Genomic DNA, 21,905 nt, shown 5'->3' on the forward strand with positions numbered 1-21,905 from the left:
ATAAGGAAAAGGAAACGAGGGAGTAAAAATGATGGCAACAGATAAAGAAAAAACAAAAAGACTGCGCCAGGATGTAGCGCCTTTTGCGAAATCTGATACAGTTAAAAGTATTTTTCAAATGGTGAATACGATTGTACCTTTAATCGCTCTATGGATAGCTGGCTATATGTTAATGGATATTTCACCATGGCTAACAGTTGGGTTAAGTGTAATTTCTGCTGGCTTTGTTGTACGAGTATTTATTATTTTCCATGATTGTACACACGGTTCATTTTTCAAAAGTAAAAAAGCAAACGACTGGGTTGGTTTTGTAACTGGAGTGTTAACATCATTCCCATACGAAAAATGGAAGCGTGAACATACAATTCACCACGCAACTAGTTCGAACTTAGACAAGCGTGGTATCGGTGATATTGATATGATGACAGTAGAAGAATATTTACAAGCATCTAAAGGACAACGTTTATGGTATCGTTTTTACCGTAATCCGTTTGTGATGTTCGGTTTAGGCCCATTATTTATGGTGTTAATACTAAACCGTTTTAATCGTAAGGACGCTAGACAGAAGGAACGCTTTAACACATATTTAACGAATGTCGTTATTGCCGGAATTTGTATATCTTTAGTTTACTTTATGGGTTGGCAAGCATTTTTATTAGTACAGGGTGTAACATTATTTATTGCTGGTTCTCTTGGTATTTGGTTATTCTATATCCAACATACGTACGAGGATTCTTATTTTGAGCATGATAAAGAATGGGATTATGTAAAGGCTGCTGTCGAAGGTAGCTCATATTATAAATTACCAAAGTTATTACAATGGGCTACAGGCAATATCGGCTTCCACCATGTACATCATTTAGCCCCACGTGTACCAAACTATAATCTTGAAAAGGCGCATAATGAAATACCGCCATTACACACTGCAACGACTATTACGTTACGTACAAGCTTAGAATCATTACGCTATAAGTTATATGATGAAGATCAAGGTAAGTTTGTCACTTTTAAAGACGTTAGTGAAATAATTAAACGAAAAGCAAAAGGCAGTGTTGCTGCTTAGTAGAATTTTTTCAGCCATCTCTTCTAAGGGATGGCTGTTTTACATAAATGAGTTGTATATTGCAGATGAAGCAATTATTGGGCTCATCACCAAAAGTTGTGGATGACATTTTTAAGACGTAGCTTGTATATAAGTTGATTGGAGTGGAGACTGGGCGACTCCTCGGGGATCAACCTCACGTTATGAAAATGAGCCAATTACTACAAGGAGTGTCGTTATATGGATAATGCCTAAGTAACCATATGCAGGCATAAAATTAATTTTCTTGTTATAATAAGGGAAAAGTAGGGAAGAGCGTGAGATTATGTTGAGGAAATCGCACAGTATTATTCCAAATAGTCCGATGCTCAGTATATATTTATGGATTATTTTCTGTTTCCTACCGTTTTTCTTCATTTTTAGAAAATCATCCTATATAGAAATATCTATAGGTATTACATTTCTAATGCTATATTTTATTTTCTATCGGTTTTCCATGAATTCGAAAAACGGTCTTGTTTATATGTGGATTAGTTTTGAAATGGTCATTAATATCGTTATGACCATATTATATGGCTATGTGTATTTATCAATTTTCACAGCTTTCTTCATTGGAAATATTCGTAAACCTGTTGGCTTCTATATTATGTATGGACTACATATTGGCTTTACGGTTATTTCTACAGGTGTTGGCTTTTTCGTTGAGCTACACTTATTTTTATCACAACTACCATTTGTTGTTTTAACAATTCTAGCGGTTGTGCTTCTCCCGCTAACGATTTATTCAAAAAATAAACGCGAAAATTTAGAGGGTCAGCTTGAGACTGCTAATGAACGAATAGCTGAGTTAATTGTTTTTGAGGAACGCCAACGTATTGCTCGGGATTTACATGATACACTCGGTCAAAAGTTATCGATGATAGGCTTAAAAAGTGACTTGGCTTCAAGATTAATTGAACGTGATCCACAGCAAGCTCTGACAGAGATTAAGGATATTCGTCAAACGGCGAGTATCGCATTAAAAGAGGTACGTGAATTAGTATCGGATATGCGAACAGCTAGGTTTGAGGATGAGATTATGCGTATTTCTCAAATATTAAAGGCTGCTGAAATGGAGTTTGTATTTGAAGGTGATAAAGATTCTTTACAAGTTCCACCACTTGTAGAAAATGTATTATCTATGTGCTTAAAAGAGGCAGTTAATAATGTCGTAAAGCATAGTGGTGCTACAAAATGTGAAATTGCCTTCCATCAAAATTTTAAGGAAGTATATTTAGTTGTTCGTGATAATGGGCAAGGAATCACCAAAAAGCAAGCTTGGAAGACGGGTAACGGATTAAAGGGAATGCGAGAACGTTTAGAGTTTATAAACGGTTCTTTTAAAATCGAAAGTGAAGAGGGCACTACATTAACAGTGTCGATTCCAGTGGCGATTACGCATCAGAAGGTCAAAGAAAATCTGAAGAACATATAGAAAAGAGGGTATGACATGATACGAATTGTAATTGCTGAAGATCAGGGTATGCTATTAGGCGCACTTCGTTCATTACTTAGTATGGAGGATGATATGGAGGTCATCGGCTTAGCAAAAAATGGTGAAGAAGCATTGGCGCTTGTTGAAGAGTATCAGCCTGACATTTGTGTTATGGATATTGAAATGCCAGTGAAAACTGGATTGGATGCTGCCGAGGAACTTCATTGCACAGGTTCTGATTGTAAAGTGATTATATTAACGACATTTGCAAGGCCGGGTTATTTTGAGCGTGCAAGAAAAGCTAGTGTTCGTGGCTATCTCCTAAAGGAAAGCCCGATAGAAGAATTGGTCAGCGCTATTCGCACTATTATGGACGGCAAAAGAATATATGCGCCTGAACTCGTTGATTTTGTTTATGAGGATGATAGTGAAAATCCTTTAACTGACCGTGAGAGCCAAGTATTGACACTTGTTGCAGAGGGGAAGACGACAAAAGAAATTGCCGCAGAATTATTTTTATCGGCAGGGACTGTCCGCAACTATATCTCTACTATTTTAGAAAAATTAAATGTTGGGAATCGTATTGAAGCCATTGCACGTTTTAAGGAAAAAGGGTGGAATAAGTAATCATACACTTATACCTAAGAAAAAAATAAGAAAAAAATAGACAAAAGGCATTGAATGATTTAAATTCAGTGCCTTTTGTAATTATAAAAGAATAATTGATATTGTATATTTTGACTACTAATGATAATATTTAGTGAATCTAAAACGTTTTAATGGGAAGGATGGAAATAATTATGGGAAAAATCACGAAAATTACTTCAATAGCTTTTTTAGCAACAACATTTGTCGTGACAAGCGCAAATCCTTCAGCCGTTTTGGCTGCAAGCAAAGATATAGTTGAGACAGAGTCATCTATCCCATTAGAAAGTAGTATGGATAAAGCTGTTCAGGCAGCATTAGTTGGACCTGAAATCAAAAAACTAAATGTACTAGGTCATGAATTTAATATGAAACCTGTTTCAATTACGAAAAAGGATCATCTAACAGTTGTAAATGGGCAAATCTCCCATCACTTAAGCTGGCGTCCAGATGATCAGTTATACTACCGCATTGAAAAAGAAAATGGAGAAGTAAAACAAGTGGAGATCAAAATTGATCGAGGCGGATGGACAAGTTTATCTGCTCCATTTATTGCTACATTGGCGCAAAAAAATGATATCCCGATTACGCTAGAAATGATCCAAGAGCTTGGGCAAAAATTAGGTAGTCTTATTGATGGTAAATGGGAGTATGCGGCAGAAGCCATTGTTTCAACCATTGCTTTACATGTTGAATAATATAAAACTTTAATCAGTGGGGCTTTTCATCACCCTCACTGATTTTTTTTATTACACGTTTTTAACGGACTTCTAATAAATGGAATTGCTCTTGCGAGAACAACAGATAAACTGAGAATCTGAAATAAAGCAGTGAGTGAGGGAAGCGGTTTAGTGTTTGCCTGTGGAAAGTACGTTCTTGAAAGAATAAAGCCAGAAGCTTATTCAATTAAGCTTCTGGCTTCTTTATGTTAGACCTTATTTTTTACGTTTTGTTAAACGTCCAAGAACGAATGCACCTGCTGCTACAGCAAGGACTGTGTTCGTTTTTTTCGTAAATACTTGTTTTGTAACAAGATTAAGATTTTGAGGACGCTCCGCTAAACGGCGCATAAAGTAGCCGTACCAATCTTCGCCGAATGGTACATATACACAGAAGTTATAGCCTTCTTTTGCAAGCTCTTTTTGCATATCTGTACGGAAGCCGTAAAGCATTTGGAATTCGAATTTATCAAGTGGAATATTATTGTCAGCTACAAAACGTTTTACGTGTGCAATAACATTATGGTCATGTGTTGCGATGGACGTAAATTTACCATGTAGTAAATGATATTCGATTAACTCGATGAAATTTAAATCAATATCTAATTTATCTTGGAAAGCAACCTCTACAGGTTCCTTATAAGCACCTTTTACGATACGAAGGCGATAGTCCTTGAATTTTTCGATATCATCCTTAGCACGGTAAAAATAAGATTGGATAACAGTGCCAACATTATTAAACGCTTTGGATAGCTCTTCCACCATATCAAAGGATGTTTGTAAACGACCGTAGTCTTCCATGTCAAAGTTAACGAATATATCATATGCTGCTGCTTTTTCTACAATTTCATATAAATTATCGTAGCAAAAATCAACATCAATATCTAAACCTAATTGAGATGGCTTTAATGAAATATGTGCATCAACGCCGTTTTCATGAATAGCCTCAATAACAGCAAGGATTTGTTCTTTAGCTTTTGTTGCTTCTTCTTCAGTTGAAACGAATTCCCCTAAATTATCTACTGTGCAAGAGATTTTATGTGCGTTAAGCTCTTTGATGCTCGCAATCGTTTCTTCAATATTTGTACCAGCTACTACACTTTGTGCTCCTAATTTTAGTCCGTATTTTTTTGCAGTACTATTTAATAGTTGGTTTTCAGATAAATGGATGAAAAAATCGCGTAATAACATGGTCATTCTCCTCACTGCATTTCTTTTTTTTCTTTATTATAACATAATTTAGAATATAGATATTGTTTTTACTATAACAATTATTTCAAATCAAGTAGTTGCATGCGTTCGTTAAAAAGTGCAGGATAGCTTAAAAAACCTATCATTATGCTCGATAATGTCGCTGCTGTTAGCAGGCCGAAAATGATTAATAATTGGAATTGCACCGCTTGAATAGGGTCTGCTCCACCAATTATTTGGCCACTCATCATACCCGGTAATTGAACAAGGCCAATTGTTTTTTGGCTTTCGATTGTAGGAATCATACTGGCTTTTATCGCATTCATTAGCTGTCGATGAATGGCCTGTTTTGGTGTGCCGCCAAGCGATAAAATTAACTCAATGTCGTTCTGATGACTTGCAATTTCCGATGTGAAACGATTTAAAAATAGAACCGATAATATCATTGAATTACCAATCATCATACCGCTAATTGGAATAATATACTGTGCTGTTGCTGGTACAATATCAAAACCAAGCAATACGCCTTGCGTAACAAATTCTACTACAATGAGAGTTAGTGCTATTTTCCATGTAATACCTTTAATACCTTTCCCTTTTTTACGAGCATTTAGTGTTGCTACTATAATCATTAAAGCAACCATAAGGAAAATATAAATATAGCTTTGAGCATCAAAGACAAATTTTAAAATGTAACCGACGGCAAGTAGTTGAATAATAGAACGAATAGTAGCGATGAGTGTATCTTTTTCAAGTCCTAGCTTTAAGGTTTTTGACAATAGAAGAGGAATTAAAACAAAAATTAACGTTAAGGAAAGCGAAGTATACGTCATACATTCACCCCCTGTACAAATTCAGCGACACGTGGATTTTTAGGTGCGTTAAGTAAGGAGCTTTTTCCTGTTTCGATTAGTTCTCCATCCATCATGACCCAAGTGTAGTGTCCGATTGTCAGTGCTTGCTGTAAATTATGAGTTATCCAAATGATTGTGACATTAAACTTTTTATTGATTGTAGCAATAAGTGTCTCAATTTCCTGCACAGATTGACGGTCTAGTGCAGATGTGATTTCATCTAGCAATAAAATGGTGGATTGATTAATAAGTGTTCTTGCTATAGAAACTTTTTGTCGTTGTCCACCTGATAATTTATGCGTAGGGCGTTGTAAAAAGCTTTGATCGAGTCCGACATCTCGTAAATATTGGATAGCTTCTTGCTCTGTAAGCTTTTCTCCTTGTAACGAACGAGAAAGTGCAAGATTGTCAAATACAGTTCCTTCTATCATAGGGGCCGCTTGAAGAGCCATACTCACATGTCTTCTTAAAGCGGTTGGCTCGTATGCAGAAATGTATTGATTATCAATTAATATTTGACCATCTGTAGGGGATAATAGTCCATTACACAATTTAAGTAGAGTTGTTTTGCCAGCACCTGAAGGGCCGACTAATGTAGTGATTTTTCCTTTTGGGAAAGAACCAGTAATCGATTTTAATATCATCTTGTCATTCGATGAAAAGGTGACCTGTTGAAAATGAATAGCAGGCTCATATGATGTATTCATAAAGTTAAAACTCCTTTATACTAATAGGTAAAATAACTGTAGCATGAAACAAAGAGAAGCTAAATAATATTTTACAGGTAATAGGTAAATTAAGTTAAGGGGGATAGAGAATGGATGTATTATATGTAGATACATTAACATATGCACAAGGTAATATGTATATCGTTGCTTCCGATGAAGGACTTGTATATATCGGAACACCGAATGCACCATTTGAAGAGGTGGAAGTGTGGGCAAAAAAGCCATTTAAAGGCTATCGCTTTGAAGAGAATAAAGAAAAGTTACAGCAATATGTTAAGCAATTAACGGCTTATTTTAATAAAGAGCTTACTGAATTTGATGTGCCAATACATGTCAAAGGGACACCATTTCAACTAGCAGTATGGGATGCGTTGAAGGAGCTACCATATAGTACAACGACAACGTACTCAGATATAGCACACCGTATCGGTAATCCGAAAGCAGTAAGAGCTGTAGGTAGTGCAATTGGTGCCAATCCAATATTGGCGATTATTCCTTGTCATCGTGTAATTGGAAAGGATGGTAAGTTAACAGGCTTTCGTAGTGGACTAGCTATGAAAGAATTTTTACTGGAGCTAGAGAGAGCGTAATAAAGAATCCGCATACCTTTTGGGAAACAGCTCGCCAAAGGGATTGCAGATTCTTGTTTTTTGTATTAAAGAAGCCGAAGATCATTAAACACTATACATGTTCCTCTTGGACATTGTTATTTGTTTTACCGAAATGAGTTAAACGATGAGCAAATGTTTCTCCTCGTACGGCAGAGCCTTTGAAGATATCCTGAAACTCATAAGCCGGAGCACCATGTTCGATGACATCTAGGCCAGTGACTTCTTCTTCAGCAGAAACACGTAATGGCACAAATGCTTTTATAATAAGTAAACCAGCTGCTACTGAAATGCTAACCCAGGCAATTGTAGCAATAACCCCTATGGCTTGCACTCCTAATAGGCCAAACCCTCCTCCATAAAATAATCCTTGACCACCAATATCAAACAAGCCAACTGCTAGAGTACCCCAAATACCACAGATACCATGGACAGCAATCGCACCAACAGGATCATCGACTTTTAATTTCCATTCAATGAAGCGGACGCCCTCGACCAATAATGGAGCAGCAATTAATCCGATAATGATTGAACCGACAATACTAACATTAGCGGCACCAGCGGTAATACTTACAAGCCCTGCTAAAGCACCGTTTAATGTGAGTGAGCCATCGATATGGCCATATCGAAATTTCGTATAAAGGGCAGTAACCACAACTCCTGCAGCAGCAGCGAAAAATGTATTTGCGATTACGCTAGGAACAAGTTTAGGGTCAGCAGCTAATGTTGAAGCACCATTGAAGCCAAACCAACCAAACCAAAGTAAAAATACGCCTAAAGCTCCTAATGGAATACTATGTCCTGTAATAACGTTAACACGACCATTTTCATATTTACCGAGACGAGGACCGACCATTACCGCAGCTATAAATGCCGCAACTGCACCTGTTAAATGAACAACGGTAGATCCAGCGAAGTCGATAAAACCAAGATTTGTTAACCAACCTTGGCCACTCCAAACCCAATGACCAACAACAGGATAAACAAGTGACGACATGAGAATAATAACGCCAATATAAGCAAAAATATTAGTACGTTCTGCTACTGCTCCTGATAAAATCGTTGCTCCAGTTGCTGCAAACATCGTTTGGAAAATAAAGAAGGAAAGATCATCTACTCCATTTAAGGCAAAGCCACTTGAACCGAAGATACCGCCAGCTGTATCACCAAACATAATAGCGTAACCACAAAGAAAATAGACAATACCGCCAAGTGAAATAGTTAGGAAGTTTTTCATAATAATATTGACTGCGTTTTTTGAGCGTGTAAAGCCAGCTTCAACCATCGCAAATCCCGCATGCATAAAGAAGACTAAAATTGTACCGAGCATCACCCAAACTAAATTTATAGATAATGTTATTTCATCCATATATATATCGCCCCCTTATTCTACTGCAATTGATCCGACTTCTTTTGTGCGGATACGAATTGCTTGTTCTACTGGATAAATGAAGATTTTACCATCACCGACCTTACCGGTTGCTGCTTTACGTAACAAAACTTCAACAATAGGATCTACTTTTTCATCATCAACAATCATTTCTAATTTCAACTTCGGTAAAAATTCAATTTCGTAGGTATTTCCGCGAAATAAACCTGTACGTCCTAATTGACGACCGCAACCAGCAATTTCTGTAACACTGAGCCCTGCGATACCTTCTTGTGCAAGTCCGTCTCTGACAGCGCCGAAAACTTCGGGACGGATGATTGCTTCTATTTTTTTCATCAATATCAGCTCCTTAGTAAATTTAATTTACATGTTAAAACGCTATGAAAAACGGCGCAATCATTTTTTGAATATTCATGTTATATTTTATTACATGATATATTTCGTCTTTCGTAATAGTTTGCTGAAAAGGTTTTTAAAAAGGGAATGAAAGCGGTACTAAAAAGTGTGTCTAAAATGTGAATGGTTCAAAATTTTCTGACTATTCATGTGAGGAAATCTAACATTAAAGTAGGAGGATGTGATACGCAAGAATTTGGGTATATAGTGTATACTAGGACTAATTATCAAAGCGGAAGAAGGGGTTTCTTGTGAGATCAAACTATGCAGATGATAGCTTAGCGCTACACACGGACTTGTACCAAATCAATATGGCAGAATCGTATTGGGCTGATGGTATACATAATAGAAAAGCAGTTTTCGAACTATATTTTAGAAAATTACCTTTTGGCAATGGTTATGCAATTTTTGCGGGATTAGAGAGAATTCTTGAGTATTTACGTGATTTTCGTTTCACTGATTCGGACATAACGTATTTACGTGAAGAGGTTGGTTATAAAGAGGATTTTATTGAGTATTTAAAAGATATTCGCTTTACAGGGGATATGTTTTCGATGGTGGAAGGAGAAACGGTTTTCGCTAATGAACCAATTATCCGCATTGAAGCACCTTTAGTGGAAGCGCAGCTAATTGAAACCGCATTACTTAATATTGTGAATTACCAAACCTTAATTGCAACAAAAGCGAGTCGTATTAAACAAATTATAAAAACTGAAGTAGCGATGGAGTTCGGTACACGACGTGCTCAGGAGATGGACGCGGCAATTTGGGGAACGCGTGCAGCGTTTATTGGTGGTTTTGCTTCAACTAGTAATGTACGAGCAGGTAAACTCTTTAATATACCAGTATCAGGTACACATGCACATGCACTTGTTCAGGCTTATAAAAATGATTATGATGCATTTCACTCCTATGCAAAACGTCATCGTGATTGCGTATTCCTTGTAGATACTTACAATACGTTAAAATCGGGTGTGCCAACAGCGATCCAAGTGGCTAAAGAGCTTGGTGACAAAATTAATTTTATTGGAATTCGTTTAGATAGTGGGGATATAGCGTTCTTGTCAAAAGAAGCACGTCGCATGTTAGATGAGGCAGGTTTCCAGGACGCTAAAATTATCGTATCAAATGACTTAGATGAATACACGATCTTAAACTTAAAGGCTCAAGGTGCAAAAGTGGATGTGTGGGGAATTGGTACAAAGCTTATTACAGCTTATGACCAACCTGCTTTAGGGGCTGTTTATAAAATGGTCGCTATTGAAAATAACAATGGGGAATTAGAAGATACGATTAAAATTTCAGCGAATGCTGAAAAGGTAACGACGCCAGGTCTTAAACATGTATATCGCATTATTGATAGAAAGAATGGCAAGGCAGAGGGAGATTACATTACGATGCAAGATGAAAATCCTCAATCAGAGAAACGAATTAAAATGTTCCACCCTGTTCATACATTCGTATCAAAATTTGTAACGAACTTTGAAGCTAAGAATTTACATCATCATGTGATTAAAAAAGGTGAAATAATTTATCAAAATCCTACTTTGGAAGAAATGCGCGATTATGCAGCTGATAATTTAGAGTTGTTATGGGATGAATATAAACGTGCCATGAATCCTGAGGAATACCCGGTGGATTTAAGCCAAAAATGCTGGAATAATAAAATGCGCAATATTGAAGAAGTAAGTGAAATGGTCAATCGATTGTAAAACGTAAGGAGTGAAGGACAAAATGACATTACAGCAAGAGATCATTAAGGAATTACGTGTATTACCTACAATTGATGCGCAGGAAGAGATTCGCAAATCCATTGATTTTTTAAAGGAATATGCTCGTCGCTATAGCTTTGTAAAGGTATTTGTTCTCGGGATATCAGGTGGGCAAGACTCCACGTTAACTGGAAAATTAACGCAGCTTGCGGTTGACGAGTTAAATGCCGAGGTGGGAGAAGCGGAGTACTCGTTTTGGACTGTTCGTTTACCATATGGTGTCCAAGCAGATGAAAAGGACTGTCAGGATGCGATTGACTATATAAAACCTACGAAAACGTATACGGTAAATATTAAAGATGCAGTCGATGCTAGTGTTAAAGCATTAACGAATGCGGGTATTGATCTAAGCGATTTTGTAAAAGGGAATGAAAAGGCACGTGAGCGAATGAAGGTGCAGTATTCTATTGCTGCTATGAATAATGCTGTTGTGCTAGGGACAGATCATGCTGCGGAGGCAATTACAGGTTTTTACACAAAATTTGGGGATGGTGGTGCGGATTTAATGCCAATCTTCCGTCTCAACAAGCGTCAGGGTAAGCAGTTATTAGCTGCGCTTGATTGCCCGGAGCACTTATATTTAAAGATGCCAACTGCAGACTTAGAGGAAGATCGTCCTTCATTACCAGATGAAGTAGCTCTTGGTTTAACGTATGATCAAATTGATGATTATTTGGAGGGTAAGGAAATCCCTGAAGAAGCTCGTAAAACATTAGAAGGGCATTATTTACGCTCCCAGCACAAACGTCATATGCCAATTACTATATTTGATGATTTTTGGAAGTAATATACAGCTATCGCCATAGCGTGGGGTTGATTTCCGTTCCGGCTGGGCGCTTTGTCGCTGACGCTTCGCTTTCGCACAGATAAAACATTTGTTGCTGACGCTTCGCTTTTGCACAGAGCAAAGCTTCCTGGGGGCGTCCGATGAGCCGCTTCACTCGCGTTGCTCGCTCCAGGGTCTCGGGCCAACAGATGTTTTTTGCGCGAAAGCGAAGCGGCAGCAGCACCGATGTTGGTCACGAAGGCGTTATCACAGGATGTGATGGTTTTAGCCTTCGTTCCTCTATTGCTGATCCCCAAGGAGTCGCCCAGCCTCCACTCCAATCAACCTATATAATGGAATACGTTTTAATAAATATCATTTCCAACTTTTGGTGATTAATACATAAATATTTAGGGAAAGAGTTATCAGAAAAAGTGAAAAACATTTTTTCTTATAGCTCTTTTCTATTTTTTTTAAGCAATTTGGTTCTGTATTATTAAGTTCAAGCATATAATGTCGATATATATACCTACAAAGTTGATAAAAAATAAAGGAGGGTAATTATTTATGAGGACTTCTAGAGTAAGTGCGACGACTAGTAGTATTTTTCGCAATGAACAACAGTATCTACATGCCGGGGATTTAAGTCATAATTTCGGACAAAATCCGAAACAACAGTTTAAAAATAGTCTGCAAAAGAATAAAGATAAAAAGCATATAAGTAAAACTAGACAAATTCAAGAAAAACAACGTCCTAATAAAATAGCGGCTAGTTATGTGGACAGTTCTTACGATTTACAAATACGCAATAATTTAAATGAAACTGCCGTTAAGCTAAGTCTTGTCAGTAAGCAAAAGAAGCTTCTCAATAGTTACCGCTCTTCTATATAACATCATACGAACTCTCTACATCATTCTGGATGTAGAGAGTTTTTTATTGTGATGAAAACCAAAATGGTGTCAATAAAATCTTTACGAATTGTGAGGCACTTTGAATAAGGGTGACTTCTGTTCCAGGCCACTTACTTTTCTGTAGACTAAGAAATCATTTGTTTCTGTCGCTATGCTTTCGCACAGATACATTGCGAAGTTCGGTTTGAATTTAGAATGGCATGCTAGAAGATACATGCTTGGTGAAGTGGTTGATTGGAGTGGAGGCTGGGCGACTCCTTGGGGATTAGCAATAGAGGAACGAAGGCTAAAACCATCACATCCTGTGATAACGCCTTCGTGACCAACATCGGTGCTGCTGCCGCTTCGCTTTCGCGCAAAAAACATCTGTTGGCCAGAGACCCTGGAGCGCAAGCGAAGCGGCAGCGACAAAGCGCCCAGTCGGAACGGAAATCAACCCCTCATTTTGCCGAAGAGCCATTAAATAGGATCTTAATTTCATTGACCCTGAATGCAAGTTGCAGAAAATGGAAAATATATATTCTTCATTCGAAATATTTGAAGTCAAGATGTTCAATGAATATTCAAGGAAATTTTTCCAATACTTCACAGCTATTTTCAACTTATTTCACAACTTACCTGTAAAGTATTTAGTAGCAATAGAAAAAAAGAAATTGGGGGAAGCAATTGTGAAAAAAATATGGTTACCTGTACTAGCAGTATTACTTTTACTCGCGGCTTGTGGTACAGAAAAAGCACAAGTTAAAAAAGAAGAAACGAAGCAAGATGTTGCAGCAAATGAAGCAGAAGCAAAGGATAAAACTATGCAAGTCGCTTCTTTAGTTGATCCACGTTTACAAGAGCCAAAAGAAGGCACAATGTGTGAAATGTGTAATATGAAAGTATATTTGAAGGACGAAGATATGGGTGAATTCTCTACCCAAGCAATAAAAGAAGATGGAACAGTTGCCTTTTATGATGACATAGGCTGTTTAGTAAATGCCGAGGTTGCAAATAATGAAACGAACGAAAAATTTGTACGTGATTTTATCACAAAAGATTGGGTAAAGGTGGACGATGCAACTATCGTCAAAACAGACCTAAAATCTCCAATGAACTGGGGCTATATTTATTTCACCAAAAAAGCCGATGCAGACAAATATATCGCTGACAATCCAACTGCACATGTAGAGGAATTACAAAAAATTAAAGACGATGCATTAGAGCGTCGTAATAAGAAGATGAAAGAAAAAGCTGAAAAAGAAGCCAATGGTAAATCTGACTCTATGCATATGGAAGAGATGAATCAGAACGGTCATAGTCATTAGTCGAATGGACTAGGGGGGAATCCTCTAGTCTTTTCGTGCTGAACTAGGAGGTAAGGGTTGGTGAAAAAAATAGGGTTTGCCTTATTATTTTTTCTATTCATGAGTCAGGCAGTATACGCCGATTTTGATGTACAGGAGGCAATTAATGGAGCAAAGCCAGGGGAGACCGTTCAAATTCCTGCTGGTCGTTACCAAGGTAATTTTATTGTGACAAAACCGATAACGCTACAAGGTGAAGAGGGAACGGAACTTATCGGTGAAAGAGACAACCCCACACTCCGAATTGAAAACACTGCTAATGTCACTGTGGAAAATATAACGTTATTAGGGAAAAACAAAGCGATCGTTGCTAGTACTGTAGATGGACTTGAGCTACGTAAGTTACAAATTAAAGATGTTCATACAGGTGTCCATATACAACGTTCCAAAAATGTACACATACATGATATCAATGTGACTGGTATCGAAGGTCATTATTCAAAAAAAGGTAATGGAGTGGCTGTTTTTAAGAGTGAGGATATCACCATCGAAGGCAATACTATTGAGCAAGTGCAGGATGGAATTTATATAGAAGAGGTCAAGCATATTGTTGTTCAACGTAATAAGGTGACGAGCGGTCGTTATGGTACGCATTTTATGTATACAAGTGATGCTGAAGCACTTTTTAATACATATGATCAGAATGTGACTGGCCTTATGATTATGATGACAACAGACATATTCCTTGAAAATAATATAGTAGCTAATCATTTTGATTTTAATGGCTACGGTATGCTGCTGTATGATGTGCAGCAAGCCAAAATTAAACATAACACGATCAAAAATAATCGAACTGGTGTTGCCATGCAGAAAAGTGCAAATATCCAAATTGAAACAAATGATTTTCAGATGAACCAAACAGCCATAGAAGGTACAAAGGTAAGTGACGACACAATGGCTAGTAGTAATAACTTTACAGGTAATATTTTAACGGCGCGCTCCGATAAGCAAGGCTTTCAACTAGTAAGTAATTATTATGATGATTATTCAGGAATTGACTTAAAAGGCAATGGTATCGGTGATATTCCATATGTGGCTGTGTCAAGCTTTGGTCAATGGATGGTACGCCAACCTGTTTATCAATATTTCGTGGCATCTCCAAGCGTCATTTTACTAACATCGCTGGATCAACAAATCAATAAAATCGAAAAGAACATGCTTGTTGATAATACGCCAAAATTGGCAATAACGCATGTAAAAGAGAAGAACGGGATGAATGTGGTGCAAATTCTATTAGGTTTATTCTTGTCATTAAGTAGTTTATGGCTATGGAAAAGAGGAATAACAGAATGAAAAAATGGATGATGATTGTAATGCTATGTTGTGGTGTTTTGATGGGGTGTAGTGAAAAAACATATGAGCCTCGTGAAATAGTTAGTGAAACTGATGTTTGTAAAATTTGCAATATGAGTATAGTCCATAATGCATATGCTGGCCAGATTGCATTGAAGAATGGTGATTATGAAATTTTTGATGACATTGGCTGTCTTATGGAATATATGAAAGCGAATGGGGAAGATGAGGTTGGAGCAGCCTTTATTAAAGATGCAGCAAAAAATGAATGGATTGACGTTTTTAACGCTGTTTATGTATACAACAAGGATTATTGGACTCCGATGAATTATGGGGTAGTTGCGCTCGATTCGAAGGAAGCGGCACAGGAGTGGATGACTACAGAGGGAGAAGGTCAGCTGCTTGCCTATAAGGATTTACACGATTTTAAATGGGGGATCCATAAGTGATGTATAGCATGCTTATTAAACTAGAATTAAAGCAAATGCTTAGAAGTCGTTGGATGCAACTTGTAGGCATACTTTTCACATTCGTTTTTATAGCTATCATTGTCATTCAGCAAATGGCATTACCTGATGTAGAGGGTTTTACAAGACAGACAGCCTCGTTTTTAAATGTATTGTTGTTTTTATTGCCCCTGTTCATATTAACGATCGGTAGTATGAGCGTCGCTGGTGATGTGGAATCAGGCTGGTTTTCATTATTAAAGACATATCCGATGACACGTACGCAATATATTGCAGGAAAGTATATTGCCTCCGTGCTTGCCTTCTTATTGGTCGTTGTCGTGGCGTTTGGAGTAGTATTAGCGCTTGGTGGATTTCTTGGTGGTGTACGTTTGCCATTTATTTTCATTATTCTAACTATGCTATGTATCTTCATTTTTGTATCATTGGCTATTGCTGTGGGAGCTTTTGCAAAAACAAGATTATTTGCACTATCGTTATCACTTGTATTTTGGTCCATTTTTTTATTGCTAATCTCTTACGCTTTAATGGCTATTGGAACTGTCGTGGCGGGGCATATTCTTCAAAAACTGACGATTATAGCGATACATATTAATCCTGTGGAGTGGCTGCGCTTTGGTTACTTTATTTTTACAGATCAGGCTAGTGTGCTTGGACCAGCATTTTTTAAAGTAACGCAGTTTTATTCGACACCACTAGGTTACGCAGTATACGTAGCTGTGACACTACTTTGGATAGTATGTCCGTTAGCTTATACTAGCTTGCTTTTATCTTCTTTCAGTGAAAGAAGATAAAGCCTCCGGCGGATGTCACAGAATCGGAAAGGAGTTCTTAGAGGATGTTAGCCTAAAATCATCGCATCCATGCGAGAACGGCTAACTGACCTGCATCGGTAAAAACGCCACGTCCTGTGGCATTACCGAAATGACCGACATCGTGTCGGCCCTCACGCAGGCCTAAGCACAAAGCCGATTCTGGACGCATTGTTTATCTGTGCGAAAGCGAAGCGACAGCAACAATTATGCCGAGGCATAATTGATAGAAAGGGGACAGAAGATAATGCTATTAGAAACTAAGAAGTTATCGAATATCTATGATAATAATAGAGGTCTTCACGAAGCCTCCTTTTCTTTACAGGCGGGGCGTATTTTAGCGCTTGTAGGAGGAAATGGTGCTGGAAAGAGTACTTTAATTCGCCTCTTAACTGGGCAAGAAAAGCAAAAATCAGGAGAAATAATATGGCATAAACCACAAGCTATTCGGTACATGCCTGACGATGTGGACTTTCCGTCTATGTTAACGGCAGCAGAAATTTTGCAGCTACTTGCTTCTTTAAAGAAAATTGGTAAAAAAGAACAGGAAGATGTACTAAGACGTGTTGCTTTGTGGGATGTTCGAAAGCAAAAAGTGAAGCATTTCTCTAAGGGGATGCGTCAACGGCTTAATCTCGCTCAAAGCTTACTTGGTGAGGGTTCTTTGCTTATTTTAGATGAGCCTACGAATGGTCTTGATCCTTATTGGATTGCAGAGCTGAAAAAAATGATGATAGAGGAAAAAACAAGGGGCTGTACTGTAATTTTTTCTACGCATTTGCTTGCTTTTGCGGAGGAAGTAGCGGACGATGTGTTAGTTTTACATGAAGGAAACATTCTTATTTCTGGTGAATTAGAGGAAATACTTTTACAAGAAAATTCATCTTCCTTAGAGAATTTATGGTTAAAAAAATTAAATCTGTAACATTTTGATAGGTAATGACGTTATACTAAAAGATAGGTTTGTTTGAATTGTATTCAGGCAAGCCTTCTTTTTCATGTTGAAGTATTACTACTTTTCTCGCTAAGTGCTCGAACTATAGGGATAAAGCAATAGAGGAACGTTTCATATAATTGTGTTACTAAACATATTTCGTTATTCTTAAAGAAGTTATCATGCAATTCAAACAATTGTTGAAAATGAAATAGGAGGTTTTTTTGATTTATGAATTCACAAATACAAGATGTATTAGAAAATATAGAAAAAGTAATGATAGGCAAAAGAGAGGTTGCAGAACTCAGCATAGTAGCTTTGCTGGCAAGGGGACATGTCTTGCTTGAGGACGTACCAGGTGTCGGTAAAACAATGATGGTGCGAGCACTGGCAAAATCCTTTGATGGACAGTTTAAAAGGATTCAATTTACACCTGATTTATTACCGTCAGATGTTGTAGGGGTATCTATCTATAATCCAAAAACGTTGGAATTCGAGTTTCGACCTGGTCCAATCATGGGTGACGTAATTTTAGCTGATGAAATTAACCGTACATCTCCAAAAACACAATCTGCTTTACTTGAGGGGATGGAAGAAGCATCTGTCACTATCGATGGTAAAACCTTAACTATCAATCAACCATTTTTCGTTATGGCCACTCAAAATCCAATTGAGCATGAGGGAACATATCCGTTACCAGAAGCACAGCTGGATCGTTTCTTACTAAAAATAAAAATGGGTTATCCTTCAAGAGGGCAAGAAGTGGAAATTCTTCGTCGCGCTGAACATGGTAAACCAATTGAAAAAATTGAAGCAGTGCTAACAGTTGCGCAATTAAATGAATTGCAGGAGCTTGTACAGGGTGTGTATGTTAAAGATTCGATCAAAAACTATATGGTCGAACTAGCGACTCAAACAAGGGAAAATAGCTATGTATATTTAGGCGTAAGTCCTCGCGCAACAATTGCTTTAATGAAAGCTTCACAAGCTTATGCATTTATCAAAGGGCGTAGTTATGTTACTCCTGATGATGTTCAATATTTAGTACCATTTGTTTTTAGCCATCGTTTAGTATTAAAACCAGATGCTCGTTATGATAACGTAACGGCAGAGGAAATTATTGAGCGAATTATTGCGAAAACACCTGTGCCGACAAAGAGGTTTTCAGAGCAATGAAGAAATGGCAAGCTTTAATAGAGAAAAGTAAACATTTCTTATTAGTATCTTTGTTAATGATCATAACGTTTTGTTATGCCATGTTCCAAGGTGGGTTTGTCAGCTGGTTTGTATTTTTTACGGTTAGTCCGTTTTTGTTATACGCAATTATTTTCTTACTGGTGAAAGAAGATATTTTACTAGTGGAACGCAAAATTGAGCCCTCTCATGTTGAGAGTGGACAATCTGCTAAGGTTACCATTACGGTAGAACGAAAAACACGCTTTCCATTTGCTTATATGATGATGGAGGAACTTGTGAACAGTGAAGCCCTTGTTCAATCGAGGGTGCTAGGAACGAATACCATTAAGTTCGTTGGCTTCAGGAAAAAATTTAGCTGGGATTACGTGTTGGAAAATATGTCCCGTGGCGAGCATCGTTACTTAGGTGTTAATATTGTTTTCTGTGATTTTTTTGGCTGGGCAAAAAAGAAAGTTGTGGCAGAAAAAGAACAAGTCATTTTAGTTTACCCGAGAGTAAGAGAAATGAGGTATGCCGCGCTTCAAACAAAATTTGATGTTGGTACAATGATGTCACCTTATTCAATTGTTAAGGATACATCAATGGCTGTTGGCTTACGTGAGTATGTTCCCGGTGACCGTTTTTCGTGGATTCACTGGAAATCATTTGCGAAAACACAAACGTTGCAATCTAAGGAATTTGAAGATCGTCAATCACAGGAGTTAATGTTAGTACTCCATGCCGGGAAGTCTCCGTTATTTGAAGAAAAAATTGAGCTTGTAGCATCGATGCTACAAACAATTGTCGAAGAACGTGGAGATATTTCATTTGTTTCAGCGGGTTCTAAATCGAAGGTGTTTCCGATTATTCAAGGTAATAAGCAGCTAGATAAAGTAATGTATCATTTAGCTGCTATAAAACCTGCTGAAACTGTCAAATTTCAAATACGAGATCAGCAAGTGTTTAAGCATGTTGCAACATTACTGTATGTTACGAATGAAGTATCAGATGAATTACTTCATTCTCTAGCAAATATGGTGAAAAGCTGTATTTGTTTTGTAGTAGCGGAGCAGCCACCTTTGCAAACAGAGCTGGCGAAGCGTTATAAGCAAATTCAAGTTGTACATGTAAATCCAACAGATTTTTACCATCTGTTCACGGAGGTGATGAAGCCGTGAAAAAATCACTAGGAGATTTTATAGAATTAACAATAGCATACGTAATAATTTTTCTAATTTTACGTGAATGGCTTATTCCTGTAATGCAGCTAACAAATACAGGCTTGTTTCATTTATTTTTAGTGTTTATCGGTCTATCATTGGTACTCAGCTTATTTCAAGTACATCCATTGTTGTCGGGATTAGTGAAATTTGGTTATATTACTTGGTTTATAGTGTTTGTTTATAGCGAAAGTCCCTTTTTTTCTGGACAGACAATACCGTTTTTAATGCATGAATGGAAATGGAATATGACGACCATTCTTTCGGGCGATTTTGGACAAGTATCGGATTCATTTAGAACGGTGCTATTCCTTGCGCTTGTTTGGATGTTAATATACCTAATTCATCACTGGATTACTGTGCGGAAAAATATATTCTATTTCTTCGCGTTAACTGTATTCTTTATTGCCACACTAGATACGTTTAGTGACTATGATGGAAAGGTAGCGATTGTTAAAGTTATAGTGCTTGGATTAATCATGACTGGCTTGCTTTTTGTTAAGCGCTTATGGCTTCAAACAGATGCACCGAGCAATGTAATAGGAAAATGGAAACTGGTTATTCCGATGATCGTTTCGGTAATGCTTGTTAGTGCAGTGGCGTTCTTTTTACCTAAAACAGGACCGACCTGGGCTGATCCAGTGCCTTTTATTAAAGGGGTTGCAGGGCAAGGGAACTTTGGAACAGGTGCAAAAACAGTTGGTTACAGCGAGGATGATAGCCGATTAGGAGGACCGTTTCAAGGTGATAATACACTAATTTTTACTGCAGCTTCCCGTGATCGCCATTATTGGCGTATAGATACAAAGGATACTTATACTTCGAAGGGTTGGATTCTTTCGGAGGGGAACTTTGGCAAAAATGTCTACCAAACCAATACCCCTATCCAAACTTCGTTACAAGTTGGATCTCCTGAAAAAGAACGTCAAATTCAAATAGACATTGCTACTCCAATGCCATTTTTATTGCAAACGTATGGCATGATATCTGTTTCTGCCCAAGATTCACCGCTATTTATTCAAGATGGACGCACTGAAAAAATAGCAATAGAACAACAGAATGGCGAGTCAAAATTATTGTCTAACTATACAATCTCTTATAGTGAGCCAGTATATAGCATGGAGCAGCTTCAAATGTCTAAAACATCCACGTTAGAAACATTAGATCCGTCCTTTGATCGTTTTTTACAATTGCCAAATACACTTCCGCAACGTGTAGTAAATTTAGCGAATGACATCACAAAGGATAAAGCTTCGGTTTATGATCAAATAAAAGCAGTTGAAACATATTTTTCATCTCATGCCTTTAGATACGATAAAAAAGAAGTAGCAATTCCGGCTGAGGGTCAAGATTATGTTGATCAGTTTTTATTTGATACTAAAGTTGGCTACTGTGATAATTTCTCAACATCAATGGTTGTCCTCCTACGTTCAGCGGGGATACCCGCACGTTGGGTGAAAGGCTTTGCACCTGGTAAGCCTGGTCGAGTAACAGATGGTTTACAGGAGTATCAAATTACAAATGATAATGCACACTCATGGGTCGAAGCATATGTACCTGGGACAGGCTGGATGGAGTTTGAACCAACAATTGGATTCACAGGAAATGTGAATATTGATTATGATATTGAGCAAGACACTCCTCAGCAGGAGCAAGTACTGCAGCCAGAAAAAAAACAAGAGCAACCAAAGAAGGAAGAGCAAGAGCCGAAGAAAGAAACATCTAGCTCAACGTCATTTAGTTTAGACACTGTATGGACATGGTTGAAAAAGCTTACTTATGTATGGATTGCTCTAGGCATTTTGATGATCATCGCTAGCATTGCTTTGTATATGCAACGTAAAACGTGGATACCTAAAATGCAAGTACGAGCATTTCGTAAAAAAGAAGCGGACTGGACAAATTTTGATGCTTCATACCATGTTTTAACAAAGCAATTATCTCGTATTGGATTGCGCAGGAAAGATGGCGAAACATTACGAGTATTTGCTACAAGAGTAGATGCATCGCTAGAGACAGAAGAGATGCAAAAACTGACCGCTGTATATGAACAACATATTTATGCCAAAGATAAACAAGAGGTTGATTTTACGAAATTGAAAGAAAGTTGGGAAAATTTAATCAATCGCACTATCAGTTGATTTTGATGGGTACAAAGAG

At 37.6% G+C, this 21,905-nt stretch carries 22 protein-coding genes; 17 read left to right on the forward strand and 5 right to left on the reverse strand.

The window, feature by feature from the left end; genetic code table 11:
* The first annotated feature begins 31 nt into the window (after positions 1–31).
* From desA to ABH968_RS21305, 4 genes are all read left to right on the forward strand, one after another.
* Positions 32–1,063, forward strand: a complete 1,032-nt coding sequence (desA, locus tag ABH968_RS21290; protein ID WP_370047276.1) for a Delta(5) desaturase DesA — start codon at positions 32–34, stop codon at positions 1,061–1,063.
* A 304-nt stretch (positions 1,064–1,367) separates the two neighbouring features.
* On the forward strand, positions 1,368–2,516 hold the full coding sequence (locus ABH968_RS21295; protein WP_483308127.1) for a sensor histidine kinase: 1,149 nt from the start codon (positions 1,368–1,370) through the stop codon (positions 2,514–2,516).
* Positions 2,517–2,531: 15 nt separating this feature from the next.
* Positions 2,532–3,143, forward strand: coding sequence for a response regulator (locus ABH968_RS21300; RefSeq protein WP_370047230.1), 612 nt, complete (start codon positions 2,532–2,534; stop codon positions 3,141–3,143).
* A gap of 173 nt (positions 3,144–3,316) precedes the next feature.
* The gene (locus ABH968_RS21305; protein WP_370047232.1) at positions 3,317–3,859 is read left to right on the forward strand and encodes a methyltransferase; all 543 of its coding nucleotides are present in this window, start codon (positions 3,317–3,319) and stop codon (positions 3,857–3,859) included.
* Between the two features lie 237 nt (positions 3,860–4,096).
* Here ABH968_RS21305 and ABH968_RS21310 read toward each other — a convergent pair whose 3' ends face one another.
* From ABH968_RS21310 to ABH968_RS21320, 3 genes are all read right to left on the reverse strand, one after another.
* Positions 4,097–5,071, reverse strand: a complete 975-nt coding sequence (locus ABH968_RS21310) for a proline dehydrogenase family protein (protein ID WP_370047234.1) — start codon at positions 5,069–5,071, stop codon at positions 4,097–4,099.
* Between the two features lie 80 nt (positions 5,072–5,151).
* Positions 5,152–5,904 carry an ABC transporter permease gene (locus ABH968_RS21315; protein ID WP_370047235.1) on the reverse strand — a complete coding sequence of 251 codons (753 nt, stop codon included), beginning with the start codon at positions 5,902–5,904 and terminating at the stop codon, positions 5,152–5,154.
* Entirely contained in the window at positions 5,901–6,632 is a 732-nt protein-coding gene (locus ABH968_RS21320; protein ID WP_370047236.1) for an ABC transporter ATP-binding protein, read from the reverse strand. The genes ABH968_RS21315 and ABH968_RS21320 overlap by 4 nt, the downstream gene beginning before the upstream one ends.
* A gap of 110 nt (positions 6,633–6,742) precedes the next feature.
* Here ABH968_RS21320 and ABH968_RS21325 point away from each other — a divergent pair, with 110 nt between their 5' ends.
* The gene (locus tag ABH968_RS21325) at positions 6,743–7,243 is read left to right on the forward strand and encodes a methylated-DNA--[protein]-cysteine S-methyltransferase (RefSeq protein ID WP_370047238.1); all 501 of its coding nucleotides are present in this window, start codon (positions 6,743–6,745) and stop codon (positions 7,241–7,243) included.
* A 91-nt stretch (positions 7,244–7,334) separates the two neighbouring features.
* On the opposite strand, the gene ABH968_RS21330 is transcribed toward ABH968_RS21325, so the two are convergent.
* Positions 7,335–8,630, reverse strand: a complete 1,296-nt coding sequence (locus ABH968_RS21330; RefSeq protein ID WP_370047240.1) for an ammonium transporter — start codon at positions 8,628–8,630, stop codon at positions 7,335–7,337.
* Positions 8,631–8,645: 15 nt separating this feature from the next.
* Entirely contained in the window at positions 8,646–8,987 is a 342-nt protein-coding gene (locus tag ABH968_RS21335) for a P-II family nitrogen regulator (protein WP_370047241.1), read from the reverse strand.
* Between the two features lie 311 nt (positions 8,988–9,298).
* On the opposite strand from ABH968_RS21335, the gene ABH968_RS21340 reads away from it, so the two are divergent.
* The 12 genes from ABH968_RS21340 (at position 9,299) to ABH968_RS21395 (ending at position 21,886) form a co-directional block, all read left to right on the forward strand.
* Positions 9,299–10,759 carry a nicotinate phosphoribosyltransferase gene (locus ABH968_RS21340; protein WP_370047243.1) on the forward strand — a complete coding sequence of 487 codons (1,461 nt, stop codon included), beginning with the start codon at positions 9,299–9,301 and terminating at the stop codon, positions 10,757–10,759.
* A 22-nt stretch (positions 10,760–10,781) separates the two neighbouring features.
* Complete coding sequence (nadE, locus tag ABH968_RS21345) at positions 10,782–11,606, forward strand: ammonia-dependent NAD(+) synthetase (protein WP_370047245.1); 825 nt, start codon at positions 10,782–10,784, stop codon at positions 11,604–11,606.
* A 546-nt stretch (positions 11,607–12,152) separates the two neighbouring features.
* Positions 12,153–12,476 (forward strand): NAD synthetase, encoded by a 324-nt coding sequence (locus tag ABH968_RS21350; protein WP_370047246.1) that lies wholly within the window; start codon positions 12,153–12,155, stop codon positions 12,474–12,476.
* Between the two features lie 279 nt (positions 12,477–12,755).
* Complete coding sequence (locus ABH968_RS21355) at positions 12,756–13,121, forward strand: hypothetical protein (protein ID WP_370047248.1); 366 nt, start codon at positions 12,756–12,758, stop codon at positions 13,119–13,121.
* A 44-nt stretch (positions 13,122–13,165) separates the two neighbouring features.
* On the forward strand, positions 13,166–13,804 hold the full coding sequence (locus ABH968_RS21360; protein WP_370047250.1) for a nitrous oxide reductase accessory protein NosL: 639 nt from the start codon (positions 13,166–13,168) through the stop codon (positions 13,802–13,804).
* Positions 13,805–13,864: 60 nt separating this feature from the next.
* Positions 13,865–15,136, forward strand: coding sequence for a NosD domain-containing protein (locus ABH968_RS21365; RefSeq protein WP_370047252.1), 1,272 nt, complete (start codon positions 13,865–13,867; stop codon positions 15,134–15,136).
* Entirely contained in the window at positions 15,133–15,585 is a 453-nt protein-coding gene (locus tag ABH968_RS21370) for a nitrous oxide reductase accessory protein NosL (protein WP_370047254.1), read from the forward strand. Before ABH968_RS21365 ends, ABH968_RS21370 begins: the two co-directional genes overlap by 4 nt.
* A complete protein-coding gene (locus ABH968_RS21375; protein ID WP_370047279.1) occupies positions 15,585–16,397 on the forward strand; it encodes an ABC transporter permease in 813 nt (270 codons plus the stop codon). Before ABH968_RS21370 ends, ABH968_RS21375 begins: the two co-directional genes overlap by 1 nt.
* 265 nt (positions 16,398–16,662) lie before the next feature.
* Complete coding sequence (locus tag ABH968_RS21380; RefSeq protein WP_370047256.1) at positions 16,663–17,340, forward strand: ABC transporter ATP-binding protein; 678 nt, start codon at positions 16,663–16,665, stop codon at positions 17,338–17,340.
* A 240-nt stretch (positions 17,341–17,580) separates the two neighbouring features.
* Complete coding sequence (locus ABH968_RS21385) at positions 17,581–18,525, forward strand: AAA family ATPase (RefSeq protein ID WP_370047257.1); 945 nt, start codon at positions 17,581–17,583, stop codon at positions 18,523–18,525.
* Complete coding sequence (locus ABH968_RS21390; RefSeq protein WP_370047258.1) at positions 18,522–19,703, forward strand: DUF58 domain-containing protein; 1,182 nt, start codon at positions 18,522–18,524, stop codon at positions 19,701–19,703. Before ABH968_RS21385 ends, ABH968_RS21390 begins: the two co-directional genes overlap by 4 nt.
* The gene (locus ABH968_RS21395; RefSeq protein ID WP_370047259.1) at positions 19,700–21,886 is read left to right on the forward strand and encodes a transglutaminase TgpA family protein; all 2,187 of its coding nucleotides are present in this window, start codon (positions 19,700–19,702) and stop codon (positions 21,884–21,886) included. The genes ABH968_RS21390 and ABH968_RS21395 overlap by 4 nt, the downstream gene beginning before the upstream one ends.
* Positions 21,887–21,905 lie beyond the last annotated feature (19 nt).

Source organism: Lysinibacillus sp. RC79 (genome assembly GCF_041262405.1).
In the GTDB taxonomy this organism is placed as follows: Bacteria; Bacillota; Bacilli; order Bacillales_A; family Planococcaceae; genus Lysinibacillus.